The organism is Serratia sp. szju (assembly GCF_044594185.1).
Classification (GTDB): Bacteria; Pseudomonadota; Gammaproteobacteria; order Enterobacterales; family Enterobacteriaceae; genus Serratia; species Serratia bockelmannii.
The window spans coordinates 1,201,926-1,218,193 of sequence record NZ_CP172576.1 but is presented as its reverse complement, the minus strand read 5'-3'; the positions used below and the strand labels follow the sequence as shown (position 1 = coordinate 1,218,193).

The following is a 16,268-nucleotide window of genomic DNA, read 5'->3' as shown; positions in this document are numbered from 1 at the left end:
AGTAATGAGCTTCATTTACGGTGATGAACGAATTACCTTCGAGTGTAAACCCCGGCCGTTGGTGAATGGGCGCATTCTGATAAAAGTTCACCCTGACTGCCGGGTTGTGGTATCCGCGCCACAGGATACCGATGACCAACAGGTTCTGAATGCTGTTGAAAAGCGTGGGCGCTGGATCTATCAGCAGCTGAGGGATTTCCGCAAACAGCTGGAATATATTACGCCACGACAGTATATCAGTGGCGAGAGTCACTATTACCTGGGCAAACAGTACATGCTTAAGGTGATAGTGGCTCCCTCTGACGCTCAGGGCGTAAAAATGTTGCGCGGTAAGCTGGAAGTTACTTTACATCATAAAAGCGCTGAAAAGGTCCTGCAGTTGCTGACTGACTGGTATAAGGCCCGTGCACGGGAAGTATTCGCCAGAAGGCTGACCGCTATGCTGGAGCAAGCGCTATGGGTCAGTGACTCACCTCCATTGCGCATTCTTACCATGCAGACTCAGTGGGGAAGTTGTTCCCCCAATGGAAGGGTGACTCTGAACCCCAATCTGGTAAAGGCCCCGCGTGAGTGCATCGATTACGTTATCTTGCATGAGCTGTGCCATCTGGCCGAGCATAATCACAGTGAACGCTTCTACCGGCTCATGGGGCAGGTAATGCCGGAGTGGGAGAAGACCAAGAAGCGATTGGATGGGATGGCGGGGATGATATTTTCTGATTTATGATGTGGAGATGAGGTTTACCTTAGTCAGTTAAATTGGTAACAGTGGTGTACATATACATCTTCATCACGAGCTGGAAGTACACTTGGTTGCTAAGCTACCAACCTATCCAATAAAAACATTATCAGGGATGTTTCTATGGCTGTTCCTACCTACGATAAATTTATTGAGCCATTGCTACGCTATTTGGCTGATAAACCCAATGGCGTACCGGCTCGCGATGCGCACGAAGCCGCTGCTGATGCACTTAATCTTGATGATAATCAGCGGGCAGAAGTGATTGCCAGCGGTCAGTTAGTTTATAAAAATCGGGCTGGTTGGGCACATGACCGCCTGAAGCGAGCCGGTTTATCGCAAAGTTTATCCAGAGGAAAGTGGTGCTTAACGCCAGAAGGAGTTAATTGGGTACATGCCCATACCCAGCCACTCACTGACGGGGAAGTGAACCATCTGGCGTTTAATTTCATGAACGTGAAGCTAAAACAGCAGCCAGATGCTGTCGATCTTGATCCAAGACCAGCGGTACTGAATCAGGACGAGCTGGCAAAAAGCAGCCCGGATGATCGACTTGATCAGGCGTTAAAAGAGCTACGGGACGCGGTTGCTGACGAGCTGTTAGAAAATCTGTTGCAAGTCTCCCCAGCACGTTTTGAGGTTATCGTCCTGGATGTTCTTCATCGTCTGGGATATGGCGGACATCGGGATGACCTACAACGTGTGGGAGGCACCGGTGATGGTGGCATCGACGGTATCATCTCGCTTGATAAACTGGGACTCGAAAAGGTTTACGTACAGGCTAAACGCTGGCAGAACACAGTTGGCCGCCCGGAACTCCAGGCGTTTTATGGTGCGCTGGCGGGACAAAAGGCCAAACGTGGCGTGTTTATCACCACTTCCGGTTTTACTTCTCAGGCACGAGATTTTGCCCATTCCGTTGAGGGCATGGTTTTGGTTGATGGTGAACGCCTGGTTCATTTGATGATTGAGAACGAAGTCGGTGTTTCTTCCCGTTTGGTTAAAGTGCCCAAACTAGATATGGATTACTTTGAGTAATGAGTGAATCCGAGCCGGAGTGACAGCTCCGGCTATTTGTTTGGAAAGATTTTTCTTTGAGTGCTGGTCTTTGTGCTTCTGAATGGTCGACTTGAGTTGAATGCCTCTAGGATGACCCTGAAGAGGAGGGAAATGAACCTCATCACTGCAGGAGAAAATGTATCCCCTACACTTTGTTGGCTTATCTGACACTTCCTCCAAATGAACGGTCTTCCTTGCTGTAGGCCTTGGTGTGTTCTTTGGCAAAGTAGCTCAGGTGGCGTCGTAATCCCAAGTACTGCTGCCCAAAGCGGTCCACCCGAAGACTCTCCAGATAGTGTGGCGTGTTGTTGAAGGAAACTAGCGTTCGGTACTCAGGGAAATCGAGTAGACCTAATGCACTTAGCCAGGCCTCGCAGATGTAGCTCCCTAGGTTATGCTCTTCCTTCGAATAATCCCCTAAGCCATTGAAAGTATCTTTGTTAACGAATATCGCTGCGTGATAGTGAGATTTACCGCTGCTCCCCACCTCACGCACCCATACGTATCTCAGGTCCGTTGGACATACCTGGGACTTTACCCGTTTACGTCGTTGCTGATGGGCTGTTATACGCGCCCTCAGCGCCCCTGTGAAGCGTTCCATTAATCCGGGCTTCAGATTAGGGGCACAGGCAATACTGTCACCTGTATCACGGTACTCAGGCAGTCTGAGTACGAAGGTGAAAACGGATGTTCTGGCATGGGCTTTTGTTGCTTTGTTGATGATTTCAGTAATACGACTCATATAGTCAGGGTTCAGGGGGCCAAATTTACTGTTGGTCATTAAGATTGCTCCTGTGGGAATATTCCAGACGTGCGTAGGCCCTGCCAGAGCAAATGGCAGTGATGGATGCACGAATGAGAGTTAAGGTGTCATTAGGTAGAAAGGCATGGTGCTGTAGGGTATGTATCAACTGTCGCTAATGTGAAAATTGACAATAAATTCTCTTGCTGGTTTATATTTATGTGATACTGAATAGAGGTGGCTTTAGTGATTGTCGTTCATCATGCTTTAATGTCTTGTTATGAGCTATAGGCCGTTTTTTTACTATTTGTGGTGTTTGTAGTGGCCCGTAAATTACATTTTAACTGTGTCTTTTAGAGTGAGTGTATAATATTTAAATCAACATGATGAATATGATTTAACTTAATTTATTACTCTTTCATTGGTTGTCTTTCTTATGTTTAATTATCCATTTATTTATATCTTATATATAATATATATACTGTATTGAAATTGGTGGTAATTATTTTGCAGTGCCTTGTAGGGGGCGCTATGATATATTTTTTCTGCTTAGCTTTTACTCCAGGGTTATCAATTCAGAACATAAAATAAAACCTTGTTTTCTAAAAACAGGGAGCGCTAATTAAACCACTCCTGTTCAATCCATTTTTGGCTTCTGCCAGACCTTACTGGTGATGGCGCAGCCTTTCTTTTTTACAGACCTACGCAGTTACCACGCGAGTCAGTTATACGCTGCTGCATCCAGGTTTCCACTTCGCTCCTTAGCCAGCGGGAACTGCGGCCCAGCTTGATGGGTTTGGGGAATCGTCCTTCGCTGATGAGTTTGTAAAACCATTTATCACTGCATTGAGTGTAGGTCGTAATGAATGTCATATCGACAAGCTGGTCGTTAAGCAGAGTAGGGGATGTGTTCATGGGGATATCTCCTTTACGTTAAAAGTGAAAGGAGGAATGACTGGTTCTCAGTGTTGCGTTGCAGCCTTCCTCAGGTGATGGAAGGCTGTGTAAAAAAATAATGCGTACTCTGGAGGGCCCTGCCTGTCAGGCATTTCCAGGAAAGAGTCTCCCTTTGTCTGGATGCGCCCTGCCAGATGTTCAGAACCCGAACTTCCCACAGGAAGATATGTTCGGTGGATGACTAGGTGCTCGGGTTACAGAACAGAAAGACATTCTTAGGTCAGATTGTTCCGGTTGTGGTCTCAGGCCTTCAAGTCATGTATGGCTAAAAAGCGCCATACAACTTTTTTTGTATTGTATTGAATATAAACATTTTATTTAAAAGTGGCTCACCAGTAGTAACTTGCTTAATGAAATGGTACTTTTAATAAAGTAACCTACTTGTGATTGTTTTTTGTTCCTTGAGGGATGCTGATATATGGCGAGTAAGCACAAAATTACGGCTTATACTTCTGATACGCGCTTATACGAGTGGGCAACGAACGCGGCAGAAAAGAAGGGGATGAAAAGGTCTGCCTACCTTGAGTCGCTGATACGGGAGGAAATGCATAGGCAGAAGGTGGAAACAGGGGATACCTCATCCCGGCTAAAAGCACAGTTCACCATCTTTGAAAACTTCACTCCGCGAGAAGAAATACTGAGCGCCTATGCCAGCGTTAACTATGATGCAGACGCTGAGCTTCAGGCTAACTTTCTTATGCAACCAATGACTAATCCTCAGGAGAAGGCAAAAAACTTCCTTTCCTGGTTAGAACAAAAAGCCCATGAAAATATTTCTGCTGACTTTTACCTGGAAGCTTTAAATAAATATATTCGGGCACCTGACAGTGAGTATCGCACTGTTTTTTTGAAAACGTGCTTCAGGGGATGGATTATCAAAGATGAGAAAAAAACGTCATTGCTCTGTAACTCTCAGACAACCTATTTGCCGCTGCTTGTGACGGAGGCGTTATGGGATAAGTATGATGGGCGTTATGATTTCTTTAACATCCGGTACCTCAGGCAGGCGGATATGATTAAAAGGAAAACGGAAAGAATTTTTTCAGACAAGTATATCGGGGCCGCGCTCATATTTGAAAAACAACATCAGCATAAAGACTCTGGTGGCTTTTTTATCCCGGTATTACGTAACCCGGTTTCACTGAAGCAAAGGTTAATCTCACCACCTCTGATGAAGAGGTTTGGCAGCGCGAATTGTTTATTCACCGGTGTGGGAGCGGGCAATAACAAAGAAAGATTTTTCCTCAAGGGACTGGAACACATCAGGGAGCGTTAATCCGGAAATTTCAATAATTTTTCAGACCGACATTACCTTCATGAATACGGCAGTCAGTACAGCTGCCGCCTGATTATCTAATTCACGGAGGTCGATGTGTCAGATAGTACCCTTATCGGGAAAATTCCTGAGGTCACGAAACAATCCCTATCCCGTCTCCCCGGCGTTCTGTCGGATGAGCTGGTCGAACGTCTGCTCCAGTGTGTTCACTACGAACCTGTGATTGGCATCATGGGAAAGTCGGGAGCGGGCAAATCCAGCCTATGCAATACGCTTTTTAGGTTTCCTCCTGCCAACGTGGATGCGGTAAAGGGGTGTACCCGTCGTGCTCAACAGTACAAAACCTCTGATGGTCTGCATGCTCTCAACATTATTGATTTCCCAGGAATCGGTGAAACACCCACGCTTGATAAGATGTATGCCCGCTTGTACCAACATTGGCTGAATAAGCTGGACCTGATTGTCTGGGTACTGAAAGCTGATGACCGTGCCTGGAATGATGATACCCGGTGTTATCGGCAGTTGGTTTCACAGGGCGCAAAACCCGCCCACTTTCTGTTCGTCCTCTGCCAAGCCGATAAAATAGAGCCTTGCCGAGAATGGGATACTGCAACCCACCAACCTTCTCTGCGGCAGATGCAGAACCTGCAGGAGAAGGTGACTCAGGTGAATACCGTGTTTTCTCCCGTTCATCCTGTCTTGGCGGTTTCTGCCTCTGAAGGTTTCAATATACCTCGGTGGGTCGAAACCCTAATCACCGTTTTACCCGACAAAGCCAGCAGTGCGGTTACCCGTCAACTTGAGCCTGCGTATCGGACAGAGAAGGTGACCACCACGGCACAGGAGGGCTTTAGCCGCGTTGTAGGTGACATCTTTGACGAAAGCGTGGAGGCCCTGTTGGAATCACACGCACTCAGAACATGGTTAAAACAGGCCCGCTCTCGGCTGCTCTCTCTGGCCAAATTACTCTGGCATCGCTTCTTTTAACGCCTATCTAAAAACCTGCCCTGTGTTCGATCTGTTTCGCCGATAGAACATAGATTAATCATAGGTTTTTGCTATTGGTTATTACTTAACGATCGATAATAACGATAGATTTCAACGATCGGTTTCGGTTTATTGATCTTCACTAACGATTATCCCTCCTCTTTACATCCCGATACGATCCCCTCGCTGGGGAGGTCGTTTAATCCCACTGTTTTCTAATTAATTATTAATAAAGGAATATTTCTCTATGTTGAAACCTTACCCGTTTCTCAAGCAAGACACTTACGCCTGGTGTTTATCCATTGGCCTTCCGGTTATCTGGATACCCTTCGCCATTTTCTTTCCTAAAGAGATTGCCCTTGGCTTGTATATGGTGCTCTCGCTTATTTGGGTGCTGCTCGACCGACTTAACCTGATGAAGCAGGAGATCACGCCCCCTTCAATGGGATGGTTCTTGCTTCCGATGGTTTATCTCCGTCAACGTGACGAGCGTCAGAGGAAACCCTGGCGCTTGTTACAGGTATGGCTGATTTGCACCGTGTTGTCAGCCGTGGCCGGTAATCATTTTAAAACGCAATCGGGTACCGAACGGCTGGCGCAAAGCGCTTGCCCGGTGGTCACTAAAATCCTGCAGCGTCAGGGTATCGAGGAGCACTGTATCCGTATCACAGATATCAAGGAGGAGGTGGCAGGGCGTTTTTATCAGGCTCAGGTTTTGCTGAATACCGGCTCAAAAGAGCCGCTGACGATAGAAGTGCGCTCAGGCGGGAATATTTACGTCACGCTCACAGATTCGGAATAAGTTATTTTTATCAAGGAGATGATGAACATGAAAAAAATGATAATGATGTTTACCCTGTTGGTCAGTGTTCTGTTGAGTCAGGCCGTTTGCGCAGCGGCTTATGATCCCAAGCCGGTAGAATACCGGAATGTGGTGGCTGACAACGTACAGGTTGAGCATGACCGTATTATGGATGGCGTTGATGAATTTATCATCACGGGGAAGAAGGGGAAGGTCACTGAGAAATTCCGGCTTACCTGCAACGCTGATGAAGCGCGTTTGAATATCCTGTATTACCTGAAAGATATCTATGGTGATAAGGCTGATGGGGCAACGGGAATGACTCTGCAGTATTATCCGGCAGGGGCTCATCAAATGAATATCAGTATCGATCATCCCGATACGCTGATGGATAGTCTGCTGACAGCCAATTTGGCACAGGCTGTTTCAAAAATGCTGGATCACAAGACCGGAACCTTTGTTTTTCACTTCTACCATAATGACAGCAGCTTCGATCATGTCCCTCTGGCGTACAGCTTCCAATACCCTGCGAAATTGCTGGCCCCAGCCCTGGGGAAGGCATTGGTTGATGCTAAGGCTACATCATGCGACATCAAATCAGGCAATAGTCAGTTATCACCACTCAAACGTCTTGTTGATCACCAATAGCTAATTGAATAACGCCATCATTCTGCTACTCACTTCGAGCCCTGTCGCTGATCGCGATGGGGCTTTTTGTATTAAGGAGCCGAGATGACCTATTTCAAGCAGTTTCCTGCGCTACTGCTCAATGAGCCCTGAATACAGCGCCATCATGCATATGAACGACTGAAAACAACGGGAAAAAATTCATGAACTTAACCTTATCCCCGGTGGTCACTGAACTGCCATTAAGTACGCAGCGTACTGTCAAACGTGCTCTGTTCTTGCTGGAGACTCATCTGCGTGAACCGGGAACCTCATTCACTTCACTCGGTACCGTCAGCGATTGGCTGCGATTGCGAATGGCTAGACTGGAGCGGGAAGTGTTTATGGTGCTCTGGTTGGACAATCAACACCGATTGTTGGCCCACGAAACGTTGTTCACCGGTAGTATCAACAGTACCGAGGTCCACCCCCGCGAAATCGTGAAAGCGGCACTGCAACACAATGCTGCTGCGGTACTTCTGGCACATTGCCATCCCTCCGGCCACGCTGAGCCCAGCGTGGCCGACCGACAAATCACCGGCAAGATTAAAGATGCACTGGCACTAGTTGAGGTCAGGATGCTAGATCACTGTATTGTCGGCGGCATGACGGTGTATTCGTTTGCTGAGCACGGCTTGTTATAGGGGGAGACACGATGCCATCAATCACTACCCCAGCCTGGGGACTTAAACGCAACGTCACTCCGCAGTTTGGTGCCCGCCTGGTACAAGAAGGCGACCGGCTGCATTTTCTGGCCGACCGTGCCGATATCAGCGGGACCTTCAGCGACGCGCAGCTACGAGATGTAGATAACACTTTCCCGCAGTTCATCAACCACCTGGAACTGATGCTGCTCTCCGGTGAGCTCAACCCTCGCCACCAGCACTGTGTCACGTTGTATCGCAATGGCTTGACCTGTGAGGCCGATAGCCTGGGATCACAGGGTTATGTGTATCTCGCCATTTATCCTACTCCCCAATCAACTGCATAAATCTTCGCCTTTTATATCTATCGATCATCTAGCTAACTACGAGATAACCCACATGCAGACCTTACCTGTCACTCCGAAACAGGCGGCTTACGCTTGCCCATCACCCGTTGTTGTCTGGCAATCCATGCTCACGTATCTGCTGGAACAGCATTACGGATTGGCGCTTAACGATACCGAGTTCAGTGATGACGCGGTGATCCACGAACATATTGATGCCGGTATCTCTCTGGCTGATGCGTTGAATTTCACGGTAGAAAAGTTTGGCCTGGTTCGCATCGATCGCCGGGGGGTCTCCTGCCAGGAACAATCTCCCTTCATCACGGCTATCGATATTCTCCGTGCCCGTCGAGCCACCGGCCTGATGACCCGTCTGGGTTACCAGACCATCACCTCAGTTATCCGGGGCGAAAAGCAGACATGAGCCTGTCCGGATTACTGCTGGCATGTTGATTACCTGTCCACCCAGATTGGCAGATTTTGTTTTTTTGAGGGCAAGTTCGCATTCGATAGGCAATAAAGCTATTAGCCATCTAGGTTTTGCGAAACGCTTTCCACACTCTCTTTCCTGAGCTTTATCCCCTTTTTATCTGTTGCATAATACGTCTAACCGATTTGGTAGGCGTGTTTGCTTTTATGTAAGGATTACGATGATGCAAACTGAACCTGAAGTCATAGTTGAACAGAGCGAGGTGATTTGCTCGACCAGCGTAGCGCGAATCGTTGCTGGCCGTGATAGCGCTCTGAAACAGATAGAACAGCTGATCTATCAGCTTAGTGAAATATCTTCACTCACTTCTTCAATTGGTGGGGGGACTGCTGGCGAGTGGGCGATGAGACAAGGAAGCCGCTATGACTGCTGGTTAATGGAAGTGCCAGACAAAGCTATAAAGTTGATCACCAAAAATATCGATCGCAGTATTTGGCGTGATCTGATGATGAAATCTGGCATGCTGGCTCTCATGGATGCTGAAGCTCGCGAGCAGTGGTATAAAAATTTGGAAGAGGGCGACCTACCAGCTATCAATGAAGACAATATCCTCAGCACTTTTGAACAGCTACATCTGAATAAACAGGATGTATTTGAGCGCGGTGTTATCAATGTTTTCAGGGGACTATCATGGGAATATAAAACAAACAGCCCCTGTAAGTTTGGTAAGAAAATCATTGTCAACAATCTGGTAACGCATAACCGTTGGGGGTTCAGCTTAAGCTGGGGCTGGCGGCGGGACCAGTTAGTTGATTTGGAGCGAATGTTGTATCTGTTGGATGGTAAGCCCGTTCCTGACAATCGTGGGGATATCTCTGTGCGGTTAATGGAGTATATCCGGGATAACCCTCGTCAGCAGAGTTACGAGGATGAGCTGTTTGGTATCCGCTATTTTCAGAAAGGTACCGCGCATGTGATTTTCAAACGCTTGGATCTGGTGGAGAAAATGAACGATATCGTGGCGAAGCACTATCCAGGGATGTTAGCTCGAGAAGAGTATGCCCTCTATTCGTTTTGAGAAATAAGTGAGCCTGTTTACCAGATCAAAAATGGAGTAAAATCTGCAAGATCCATGAGTCATTTATTGCCTGTTTTTCATACAAAAATAAGCAAGCAAAAGCATTTGGGGGTGCTTGTGGGGGTTAATTAATTATCCATTTCAAATAACTCCTTTTATATCATATTAATAAGTCTCTTATGCGACTCCTGTGATCGCATCATCGTCTCCCTTGTTCTTCTGTGTTAGCCGAGCTCTGCAGCATAAATGACCGTCCACCTAGATGGATATGAGATCTTGCAGCCAGACAATGAGATTGTCCGGCTGCGCGAAGGATTACTACGGCTACTTATTGAATAGGTGCGTGCCGATGGATAAACAGCCGCTGAGTAAAAAAATGGATGACAGAACAGAAATGTAAATGAGTGACTTCATTCAGGCCTCTGACGATTAGAAAAGCGAAACGCAGCCGGATAACGCAAGCGTTGATGATAGGGTTAAAAGGTAATAGGCAATCTTTATAAACATAAATTCATCCTGTTTTACTGGGTTACCACTTTCGGTTTGATTATGTTCCGTACGTTCTGTAAAAATAAATAACTGCATATTTAATCCGGCTATCCGGGTGTGAAAGACCGGAGTATTTTCACTTTGGCGCCATGTTGAGCGTTTCTTTGCAGTGGATTGACACTGGGTTGATGATTTTTTGGCATGCTTTCCTTTTTGGTGAATAAACCATTCAAGACAGTTAAACTGTAATGAGGAAGGCCATCGTGAAAACCATGTCGTTAATTTTTTTACTGGTATCAATATTCATCACCGTGATTCATTGTCATGAAAGGCCATGCTCCAGCATTCAAAGTGGTATTGCCATACTCGGCAACGGAGCAGGAGCAATAACCTGTGATTTCAAGTCATGCTCTTCTCATGATCTACCGCAATGCGTTAATACCCCCAGGTTTTATATATTCAAACCGTTACTAAAACGTTTGAAAGCCGCGTTAAAACCCCAGTTTTTGACTTCATCAGTCAAATTTCCTTGAATCGTCGGTTGAAGAGTAATGAAACTTTAATTACAGCAAGCTGTTGAGTGGAGGATCTTTAAAGTCCCATTACTCTTCTGAACATCACTTTGCGGCTTCAGGTTTTTTGCACTGGCTTAGAACGTGTAGCTTATTGCCACGACTCCCGTTGTCCCCTCCTTTTGTTTAACGATAGGGCTATTGGCGGCGTTATCCCCCAGCCAGGTATGGTTAATGCCAACCCATCCACCCCAGGTTTCGGTAAACTGATGCGCCCACGTCAGGCTCACGTCGGTACCGTAATAACCGCCCGAGCTGTTATAACGTGAGTAACCCGAATTAGCGCTTTGCGTGCTATTAACGCCGTACCAGGTGTTCATATAGCGAGAGTCTGCAAATAATGCGCTGATTTTTAGCGCGACGGTATCCTCCTCATCCAGAACAGGAATGAAATCGACGGAGGTCGCGTAAGATATCCCCTGGCCATCACTCAGCGGCAGGGTGGCTTTTCCCTCTAAGACCAACCATGGCGTTACCGCCCATCCCAAGGCTAAGCCAGTGTTAACGGTTGCTGAAATATCCCCCATGCCTTTAAGCGCGTCAGAGCCTTTACGCCAACCTGAATCTTCATCGGTTCGCCCTGAATCATAGCCTATCGTTGGAATGAAATATAAACCGTTCTCGCTTTGGAAACGAAAACCAGCACCATTCATTGAATCGACAAAAAAGTTATCCTGTTGGAAATGAAATTGCGGTGCGGCTCCCCAGGTTTGCTCATTCGAACCACTGTATTTAGGCGATGATGCCGCGCCAAGGCTCACGGTAAATGCCGTTCCGCTGTTATCGTTATCGCTTGCATAGCTTGGGGAAATACTGGATATTATCAGCAGAGCCAACGTATTTTTAATGATTTTCTTTTCTAACATTATGAGCCTCGGTATTATGTGTATCGGTATGATAAGACTGTTCACGCAAGGCGGAGTATGCCGATGATTTGTCAATTAACCGTCAATGAATAATCAATAAATAGCCAAGATCCTTCAGGGGAATGAGATGCAAAATAAACGGGTTCTAGTCATTGAAGACGATGTCGATGCGGCAAATGTACTGGAGGCTTACCTTAAGCGTGAAGGCTATAATGTCGCGGTGGTGGGGAATGGGCTGATTGGTTTGAATACGGCTTTAACCTGGAAACCCGATCTCATATTACTAGATGTGATGTTGCCTGATATGAATGGAACGGAAATATTGGCGGCGCTCAGGCGCAAGGTGAATACGCCGGTTATCATGATCACGGCCATGGGGGAACCTCATGATAAAATTGGCGCTCTTCGTTATGGTGCGGATGATTATATCGTTAAACCCTATAACCCCGGTGAAGTTATGGCACGTGTGCAGGCAGTGTTAAGACGAAGCGGCGGAAGTCAGCTGGCTGGCGAAGAAATATTGCGCTGGGAAAGGCTCGAACTGGATATCGCTAATATGGTAGCGAGAGTCATCACGAGCGAGGACGGCGCCCATGTTCTGGATTTAACATTAACCGAATTTTCCATTCTCAGTACGTTAATGAAAGCGTCGACACGGCCACTGAGTCGTCAGCTATTACTTGAAAAATGTTTACCTGAAAGCGATGCGCTCGAAAGAGTGGTGGATACGCATGTTTATAATCTAAGACGAAAGCTTGAAGCGGCAGGCGTTGATAACGTGATTTTTAATGTGCGCGGCGTCGGCTATAGGTTTTGCAAATCATGAAAAGGAAAAATAAATCTCTTTTGTTTTGGGTGTCTGTTCGCATCGTCATCGTCGCCATCGTGACGCTTTTTACCATTATTCTGGCGATGTGGGGCATTTTTGCTGCCCAGTATTTTTATGTCATTCATGAAATGCCGGCATCGGTTTACGAAAGATTCTTGGTGCTGCGCGAGAACCCCAGCCTGGACATAGAGGCGTTTCATGAGATCGTCGATACGTATTGGGGGCTGGATTACAGTACACCTTCGCTGACTTCTTTAAATTGGGGATGGCTGCTTATTTTCCTGATCGTTGTCGTTCCATTGATAACGTTAATGTGCGTGCGCATCGCACGCCCTCTTACCGCCCAATTCCGAAATCTCACCGACGTTGCGGAAACCGTGGCTCAGGGAAATTTTAAGCAACAAGCCGAGCTGGTCCAGGCGTGTCCTGATGAAATAATAAGGTTCTCAATAAATTTCAATGAGATGGTCAATAAACTCGCTTTATACGAGCGTGAAATAAAAGCGTCGCATGTGGCGTTGGCCCATGAGTTGCGTTCACCGTTGACCGGGGCTATGGGCCGCCTTCAGGGCATGATAGACAACGTGTTTCCTGCAAGTCAGGCACAGCTGAATATGGTGATGACGCAATTAAAAAACCTGAGTTATTTGACTGACGATCTGTATTTCCTCTCTCTGGCCAGTGCGGGCCAACTGAAATTAAGTAAAAACGTTTTTACTATCAATAGCGTGTTAAAGGAGAGAGTCGCCTGGCTTAAACCTCAGTTGGAGGCTGCGGGCATGTCCATCTCTATCGAGGAGGGCGGGCCGCTTCATTTTATTGGGGATGAATTCAGACTAGGTCAGGTATTCAGCATACTTATCGAAAATATGCTTCGTTATTGTAGCCAGGGCGATCGAATGTGCATTCGTCTCGAACAGACCGCACAGGAAATCGTGTTGGCTTTTCAAGATACGGGGCCTGGCGTTGCACAGGATTATTTGCCGCAAATGTTTGAGCGTTTTACTCGCGGTGAGACTTCCCGCGCGCGCGATTCCGGCGGCAGCGGGCTCGGGCTCTCCATTGCGAAAGCGATTTGCGCTGCCCATCATGGAACGATAAAGGCCAGTCTGCCGGCCGGCAAAGGGCTGTTAATCACGATAAACTTGCCCCTGCCGGCAGTGTCATAATGCGCTGAAGGGGGCATTATGGGCGGCGAACCCCCTCACTCCCGCTGCAAAAAGAACTGCTTGATGGTCTGCCGCAGCCAGCGGTGCGCCGGATCGCGATCCAGGCGCGGGTGCCAGGCCTGGACGATAAACACCGATTCCAGCTCGAGCGGCAGCTCGAGCTCCGCCAACGGCAGGTGGATGTTGCTCACCCCCTGCAGCACGTGGCGCGGCAGCGGCAGGATAAAGTCCGATTTCATGGTCAGCATCATCGCCGAATGAAAGCCCGGCAGGGTCAGGGCGACGTTGCGCTGCAGGCCGAGATCGCGCAGCGCGTCGTCGATCGGCCCCTGCGTGCGTCCGCGGCGAGAAACGCTGATATGCGGGTAATGGGTCAGGGTTTCGGGCGTTACCCGGCCGATGATCGGGTGCCCAGGGCGCACCAGCGCCTGAAAGGTGCTGGTGAACAGGCTCTGCGTCTTGATTTCCGGGTGCCAGTCGCGTGAGGAACCGATCACCAGATCCACTTTGCCGCTGCGCAGCGCGTCATCCTCGCCGTCGCTTTCGGCGATGAATTTCAGGCCGCTCAGCGGCGCCGATTCCCGCAGCGTCTCCAGCAATCCGCCCGCCAGCGCGCCGATAAAGATATCGTTGGCGCGAATGGTGAAGGTTCTGGTCAGCTTGCCGGGTTCGAACGCATCACTCGGTGCGATCAGCGCAGTGGCCTGCTCGATGATGTCGCCGAGCTGGCGTTTCAACTCCAGCGCACGCGGCGTCGGCACCAGATGCTTACCGGCTCTGACCATGATCGGGTCGTCGAACTGCCGGCGGATGCGCCCGAGAATGCGGCTCATTGCCGGCGCGCTCAGATTCATCTTCTCGGCGGCGCCGCTCACGCTCCCTTCTTCCAGCAGCAGATTCAGCGCATAGATCAGGTTGAAATCAATTTTTTGCGGCATGGCCTCTCCGGGGGGGGTGCGCTCAATGGGTTGCGTTTTGTGCAACTAGTTAATTACATCATTTCATTTTAAACAATCGAAATAACTCCGGATACTGCCCACGACAACAAAGATTGAGGCTGAAACAGCAGGAGTGGGGAATGGTTGAGGTGTCTGTTACGCCGCACCACAAAAATCGATGGCTCGCCAGCGCCGGTGAAATCAACGGCCGTACCTGGCTGGGGGTGTTCGGCGTGTTTTTGGCGGTGATGGCCAGCGGCGTGGGGGAAAACGCCAGCAAGTTTGCGCTGGCGGATATACAGGGTGGCATGCTGCTGAGCTTCGATGTCGGCAGCTGGCTGACCACATGCTACGTCACCGGCTTTGTGATCGGTTCCGGGTTCACGCCCTGTTTTTGGCCGACCTTTTCGCTGCGCCGGGTGGCGTTGACGATGTGCGGCATTTACCTGGCCGGTGGGCTGTTGACGCCCTGGTTGGGAGATCAGTATGGCGTGCTGCTGGCGGTGCGCAGCCTGCAGGGCTTCGCCGGCGGCGCGTTGCCGCCGATGCTGATGACGGTGGTGCTGCGTTTTATGCCGCCGCTGATCAAGGTGCTGGGGCTGGGTGCCTACGGCTGGGGCTCGGCCTGGAGCGCTACGTTGGGCGCTACCGCCGCCGCCTTTGCCTTTCACTGGGGCTGGAGCGGGTATTTCTACTGGAACCTGCCGCTGATGGCGATCGCCGCCGTGTGCATCGGTTACGGCCTGCCGCAGGATCCGTTGCGGCTGGAGCGCCTGCGGCAGTTCAACTGGCGCGGCCTGCTGCTCGGCGGCATGGCGCTCGGCATGTTGACGGTGGGCATTTCACAGGGGGAGCGCCTCGACTGGCTGAACTCGCCGCTGATCTACGTTTTATTATTGGGCGGCGGCGGATTATTGGCGTTATTTCTGATTAACGAATGGTATCACCCGCTGCCTTTTTTTAATTTGCAGCTATTAAGCAAAAGGAATTTGTCTTTCTCCTTAATTACGCTGGGTGGCGTGCTGTTAATTATGGTGTCGCTGGTTAATATCACGTCGGGATATTTAGCCGCGATTCAGGGTTATCGTCAGGAACAAACCTCCGACTTAATGCTGTGGGTCGCATTGCCGCAATTAATTACGCTGCCGATCGTCGCCATAATTTGCAATACGCCGCGGGTGGATTGCCGCTGGGTGCTGGCGATCAGCCTGCTGTTGATGGCCACCGCCTGCGTGCTGGCGGCTCAGCTGACGCCGGAATGGAACGGCGACACGTTCCGCGTCATCGCGCTGTTGCAGGCGGTCGCTCAACCGATGGCGATCATCCCGTTGCTGATGCAGGCGACCGGCGGGCTGTTGCCGACCGACGGGCCGTTTGCGGCGGCCTGGTTCAACGCGGTGAAAGGTTTCGCCGCCACCGCTGCCGGCGGCGCCATCGCGCTGCTCAGCCGGCAGCGCGGGGATTATCACGCCGGTACGATCGCCGACGGCTTCGGCTCGGCCTACAGCCGCGCATCGGGGTCGGCGGAGCAGCTGGCGCAGCTTGCCGCCCGGCAGGGCCACGTGCTGGCCAGCGCCGATCTTTATCTGTTGGTTGCCGGCCTGGCGTTATTACTGACCGCGCTGATTTTAGTTATGCCGACCCGTATTTATCCGCCGCGTTCGGTCGCTGCCTGACATTT

The 16,268-nt window shown here is 49.3% G+C and carries 17 protein-coding genes; 13 read left to right on the top strand and 4 right to left on the bottom strand.

All coding sequences use genetic code 11. The annotated features are described in order from the left end of the window. Window positions 1–4: 4 nt before the first annotated feature. Both RE418_RS05810 and RE418_RS05805 read left to right on the top strand, forming a co-directional pair. Window positions 5–727 (top strand): M48 family metallopeptidase, encoded by a 723-nt coding sequence (locus RE418_RS05810; protein ID WP_399676261.1) that lies wholly within the window; start codon window positions 5–7, stop codon window positions 725–727. Between the two features lie 135 nt (window positions 728–862). Continuing rightward, window positions 863–1,777, top strand: a complete 915-nt coding sequence (locus RE418_RS05805; RefSeq protein ID WP_025160286.1) for a restriction endonuclease — start codon at window positions 863–865, stop codon at window positions 1,775–1,777. A gap of 181 nt (window positions 1,778–1,958) precedes the next feature. On the opposite strand, the gene RE418_RS05800 is transcribed toward RE418_RS05805, so the two are convergent. Together RE418_RS05800 and RE418_RS05795 are read right to left on the bottom strand one after the other, a co-directional pair. Continuing rightward, on the bottom strand, window positions 1,959–2,579 hold the full coding sequence (locus RE418_RS05800; protein ID WP_073439306.1) for an inovirus Gp2 family protein: 621 nt from the start codon (window positions 2,577–2,579) through the stop codon (window positions 1,959–1,961). A 654-nt stretch (window positions 2,580–3,233) separates the two neighbouring features. After that, window positions 3,234–3,455, bottom strand: coding sequence for an AlpA family transcriptional regulator (locus RE418_RS05795; protein ID WP_043140846.1), 222 nt, complete (start codon window positions 3,453–3,455; stop codon window positions 3,234–3,236). A 460-nt stretch (window positions 3,456–3,915) separates the two neighbouring features. Here RE418_RS05795 and RE418_RS05790 point away from each other — a divergent pair, with 460 nt between their 5' ends. The 8 genes from RE418_RS05790 (at window position 3,916) to RE418_RS05755 (ending at window position 9,724) form a co-directional block, all read left to right on the top strand. Further along, window positions 3,916–4,773 carry a hypothetical protein gene (locus RE418_RS05790; protein ID WP_399675935.1) on the top strand — a complete coding sequence of 286 codons (858 nt, stop codon included), beginning with the start codon at window positions 3,916–3,918 and terminating at the stop codon, window positions 4,771–4,773. A 96-nt stretch (window positions 4,774–4,869) separates the two neighbouring features. After that, the gene (locus RE418_RS05785; RefSeq protein WP_399675934.1) at window positions 4,870–5,760 is read left to right on the top strand and encodes a GTPase family protein; all 891 of its coding nucleotides are present in this window, start codon (window positions 4,870–4,872) and stop codon (window positions 5,758–5,760) included. Between the two features lie 247 nt (window positions 5,761–6,007). Continuing rightward, window positions 6,008–6,562: a hypothetical protein gene (locus RE418_RS05780; RefSeq protein ID WP_399675932.1), complete on the top strand. Its 555-nt coding sequence runs from the start codon at window positions 6,008–6,010 to the stop codon at window positions 6,560–6,562. 27 nt (window positions 6,563–6,589) lie between these two features. Then, on the top strand, window positions 6,590–7,210 hold the full coding sequence (locus tag RE418_RS05775; protein WP_261277481.1) for a hypothetical protein: 621 nt from the start codon (window positions 6,590–6,592) through the stop codon (window positions 7,208–7,210). 182 nt (window positions 7,211–7,392) lie between these two features. Then, on the top strand, window positions 7,393–7,872 hold the full coding sequence (gene radC / locus RE418_RS05770) for a DNA repair protein RadC (RefSeq protein WP_004707123.1): 480 nt from the start codon (window positions 7,393–7,395) through the stop codon (window positions 7,870–7,872). An 11-nt stretch (window positions 7,873–7,883) separates the two neighbouring features. After that, window positions 7,884–8,219, top strand: coding sequence for a type IV toxin-antitoxin system YeeU family antitoxin (locus RE418_RS05765; protein ID WP_399675930.1), 336 nt, complete (start codon window positions 7,884–7,886; stop codon window positions 8,217–8,219). A 52-nt stretch (window positions 8,220–8,271) separates the two neighbouring features. Beyond that, window positions 8,272–8,640, top strand: coding sequence for a TA system toxin CbtA family protein (locus RE418_RS05760; RefSeq protein WP_399675928.1), 369 nt, complete (start codon window positions 8,272–8,274; stop codon window positions 8,638–8,640). A gap of 229 nt (window positions 8,641–8,869) precedes the next feature. Continuing rightward, window positions 8,870–9,724: a DUF4942 domain-containing protein gene (locus RE418_RS05755; RefSeq protein WP_399676259.1), complete on the top strand. Its 855-nt coding sequence runs from the start codon at window positions 8,870–8,872 to the stop codon at window positions 9,722–9,724. Window positions 9,725–10,862: 1,138 nt separating this feature from the next. On the opposite strand, the gene RE418_RS05750 is transcribed toward RE418_RS05755, so the two are convergent. Continuing rightward, complete coding sequence (locus RE418_RS05750; protein WP_049204724.1) at window positions 10,863–11,651, bottom strand: MipA/OmpV family protein; 789 nt, start codon at window positions 11,649–11,651, stop codon at window positions 10,863–10,865. Between the two features lie 127 nt (window positions 11,652–11,778). On the opposite strand from RE418_RS05750, the gene RE418_RS05745 reads away from it, so the two are divergent. Together RE418_RS05745 and RE418_RS05740 are read left to right on the top strand one after the other, a co-directional pair. Next, window positions 11,779–12,477, top strand: coding sequence for a response regulator (locus RE418_RS05745; protein WP_043140865.1), 699 nt, complete (start codon window positions 11,779–11,781; stop codon window positions 12,475–12,477). Further along, window positions 12,474–13,649 (top strand): cell wall metabolism sensor histidine kinase WalK, encoded by a 1,176-nt coding sequence (locus RE418_RS05740; RefSeq protein ID WP_025304813.1) that lies wholly within the window; start codon window positions 12,474–12,476, stop codon window positions 13,647–13,649. Before RE418_RS05745 ends, RE418_RS05740 begins: the two co-directional genes overlap by 4 nt. A gap of 35 nt (window positions 13,650–13,684) precedes the next feature. On the opposite strand, the gene RE418_RS05735 is transcribed toward RE418_RS05740, so the two are convergent. Further along, window positions 13,685–14,587, bottom strand: coding sequence for a LysR family transcriptional regulator (locus RE418_RS05735; RefSeq protein WP_025304814.1), 903 nt, complete (start codon window positions 14,585–14,587; stop codon window positions 13,685–13,687). Between the two features lie 140 nt (window positions 14,588–14,727). Between RE418_RS05735 and RE418_RS05730 the strand changes: the two genes are divergently transcribed. After that, the gene (locus RE418_RS05730) at window positions 14,728–16,263 is read left to right on the top strand and encodes an MFS transporter (protein WP_089181515.1); all 1,536 of its coding nucleotides are present in this window, start codon (window positions 14,728–14,730) and stop codon (window positions 16,261–16,263) included. Window positions 16,264–16,268: the final 5 nt, after the last annotated feature.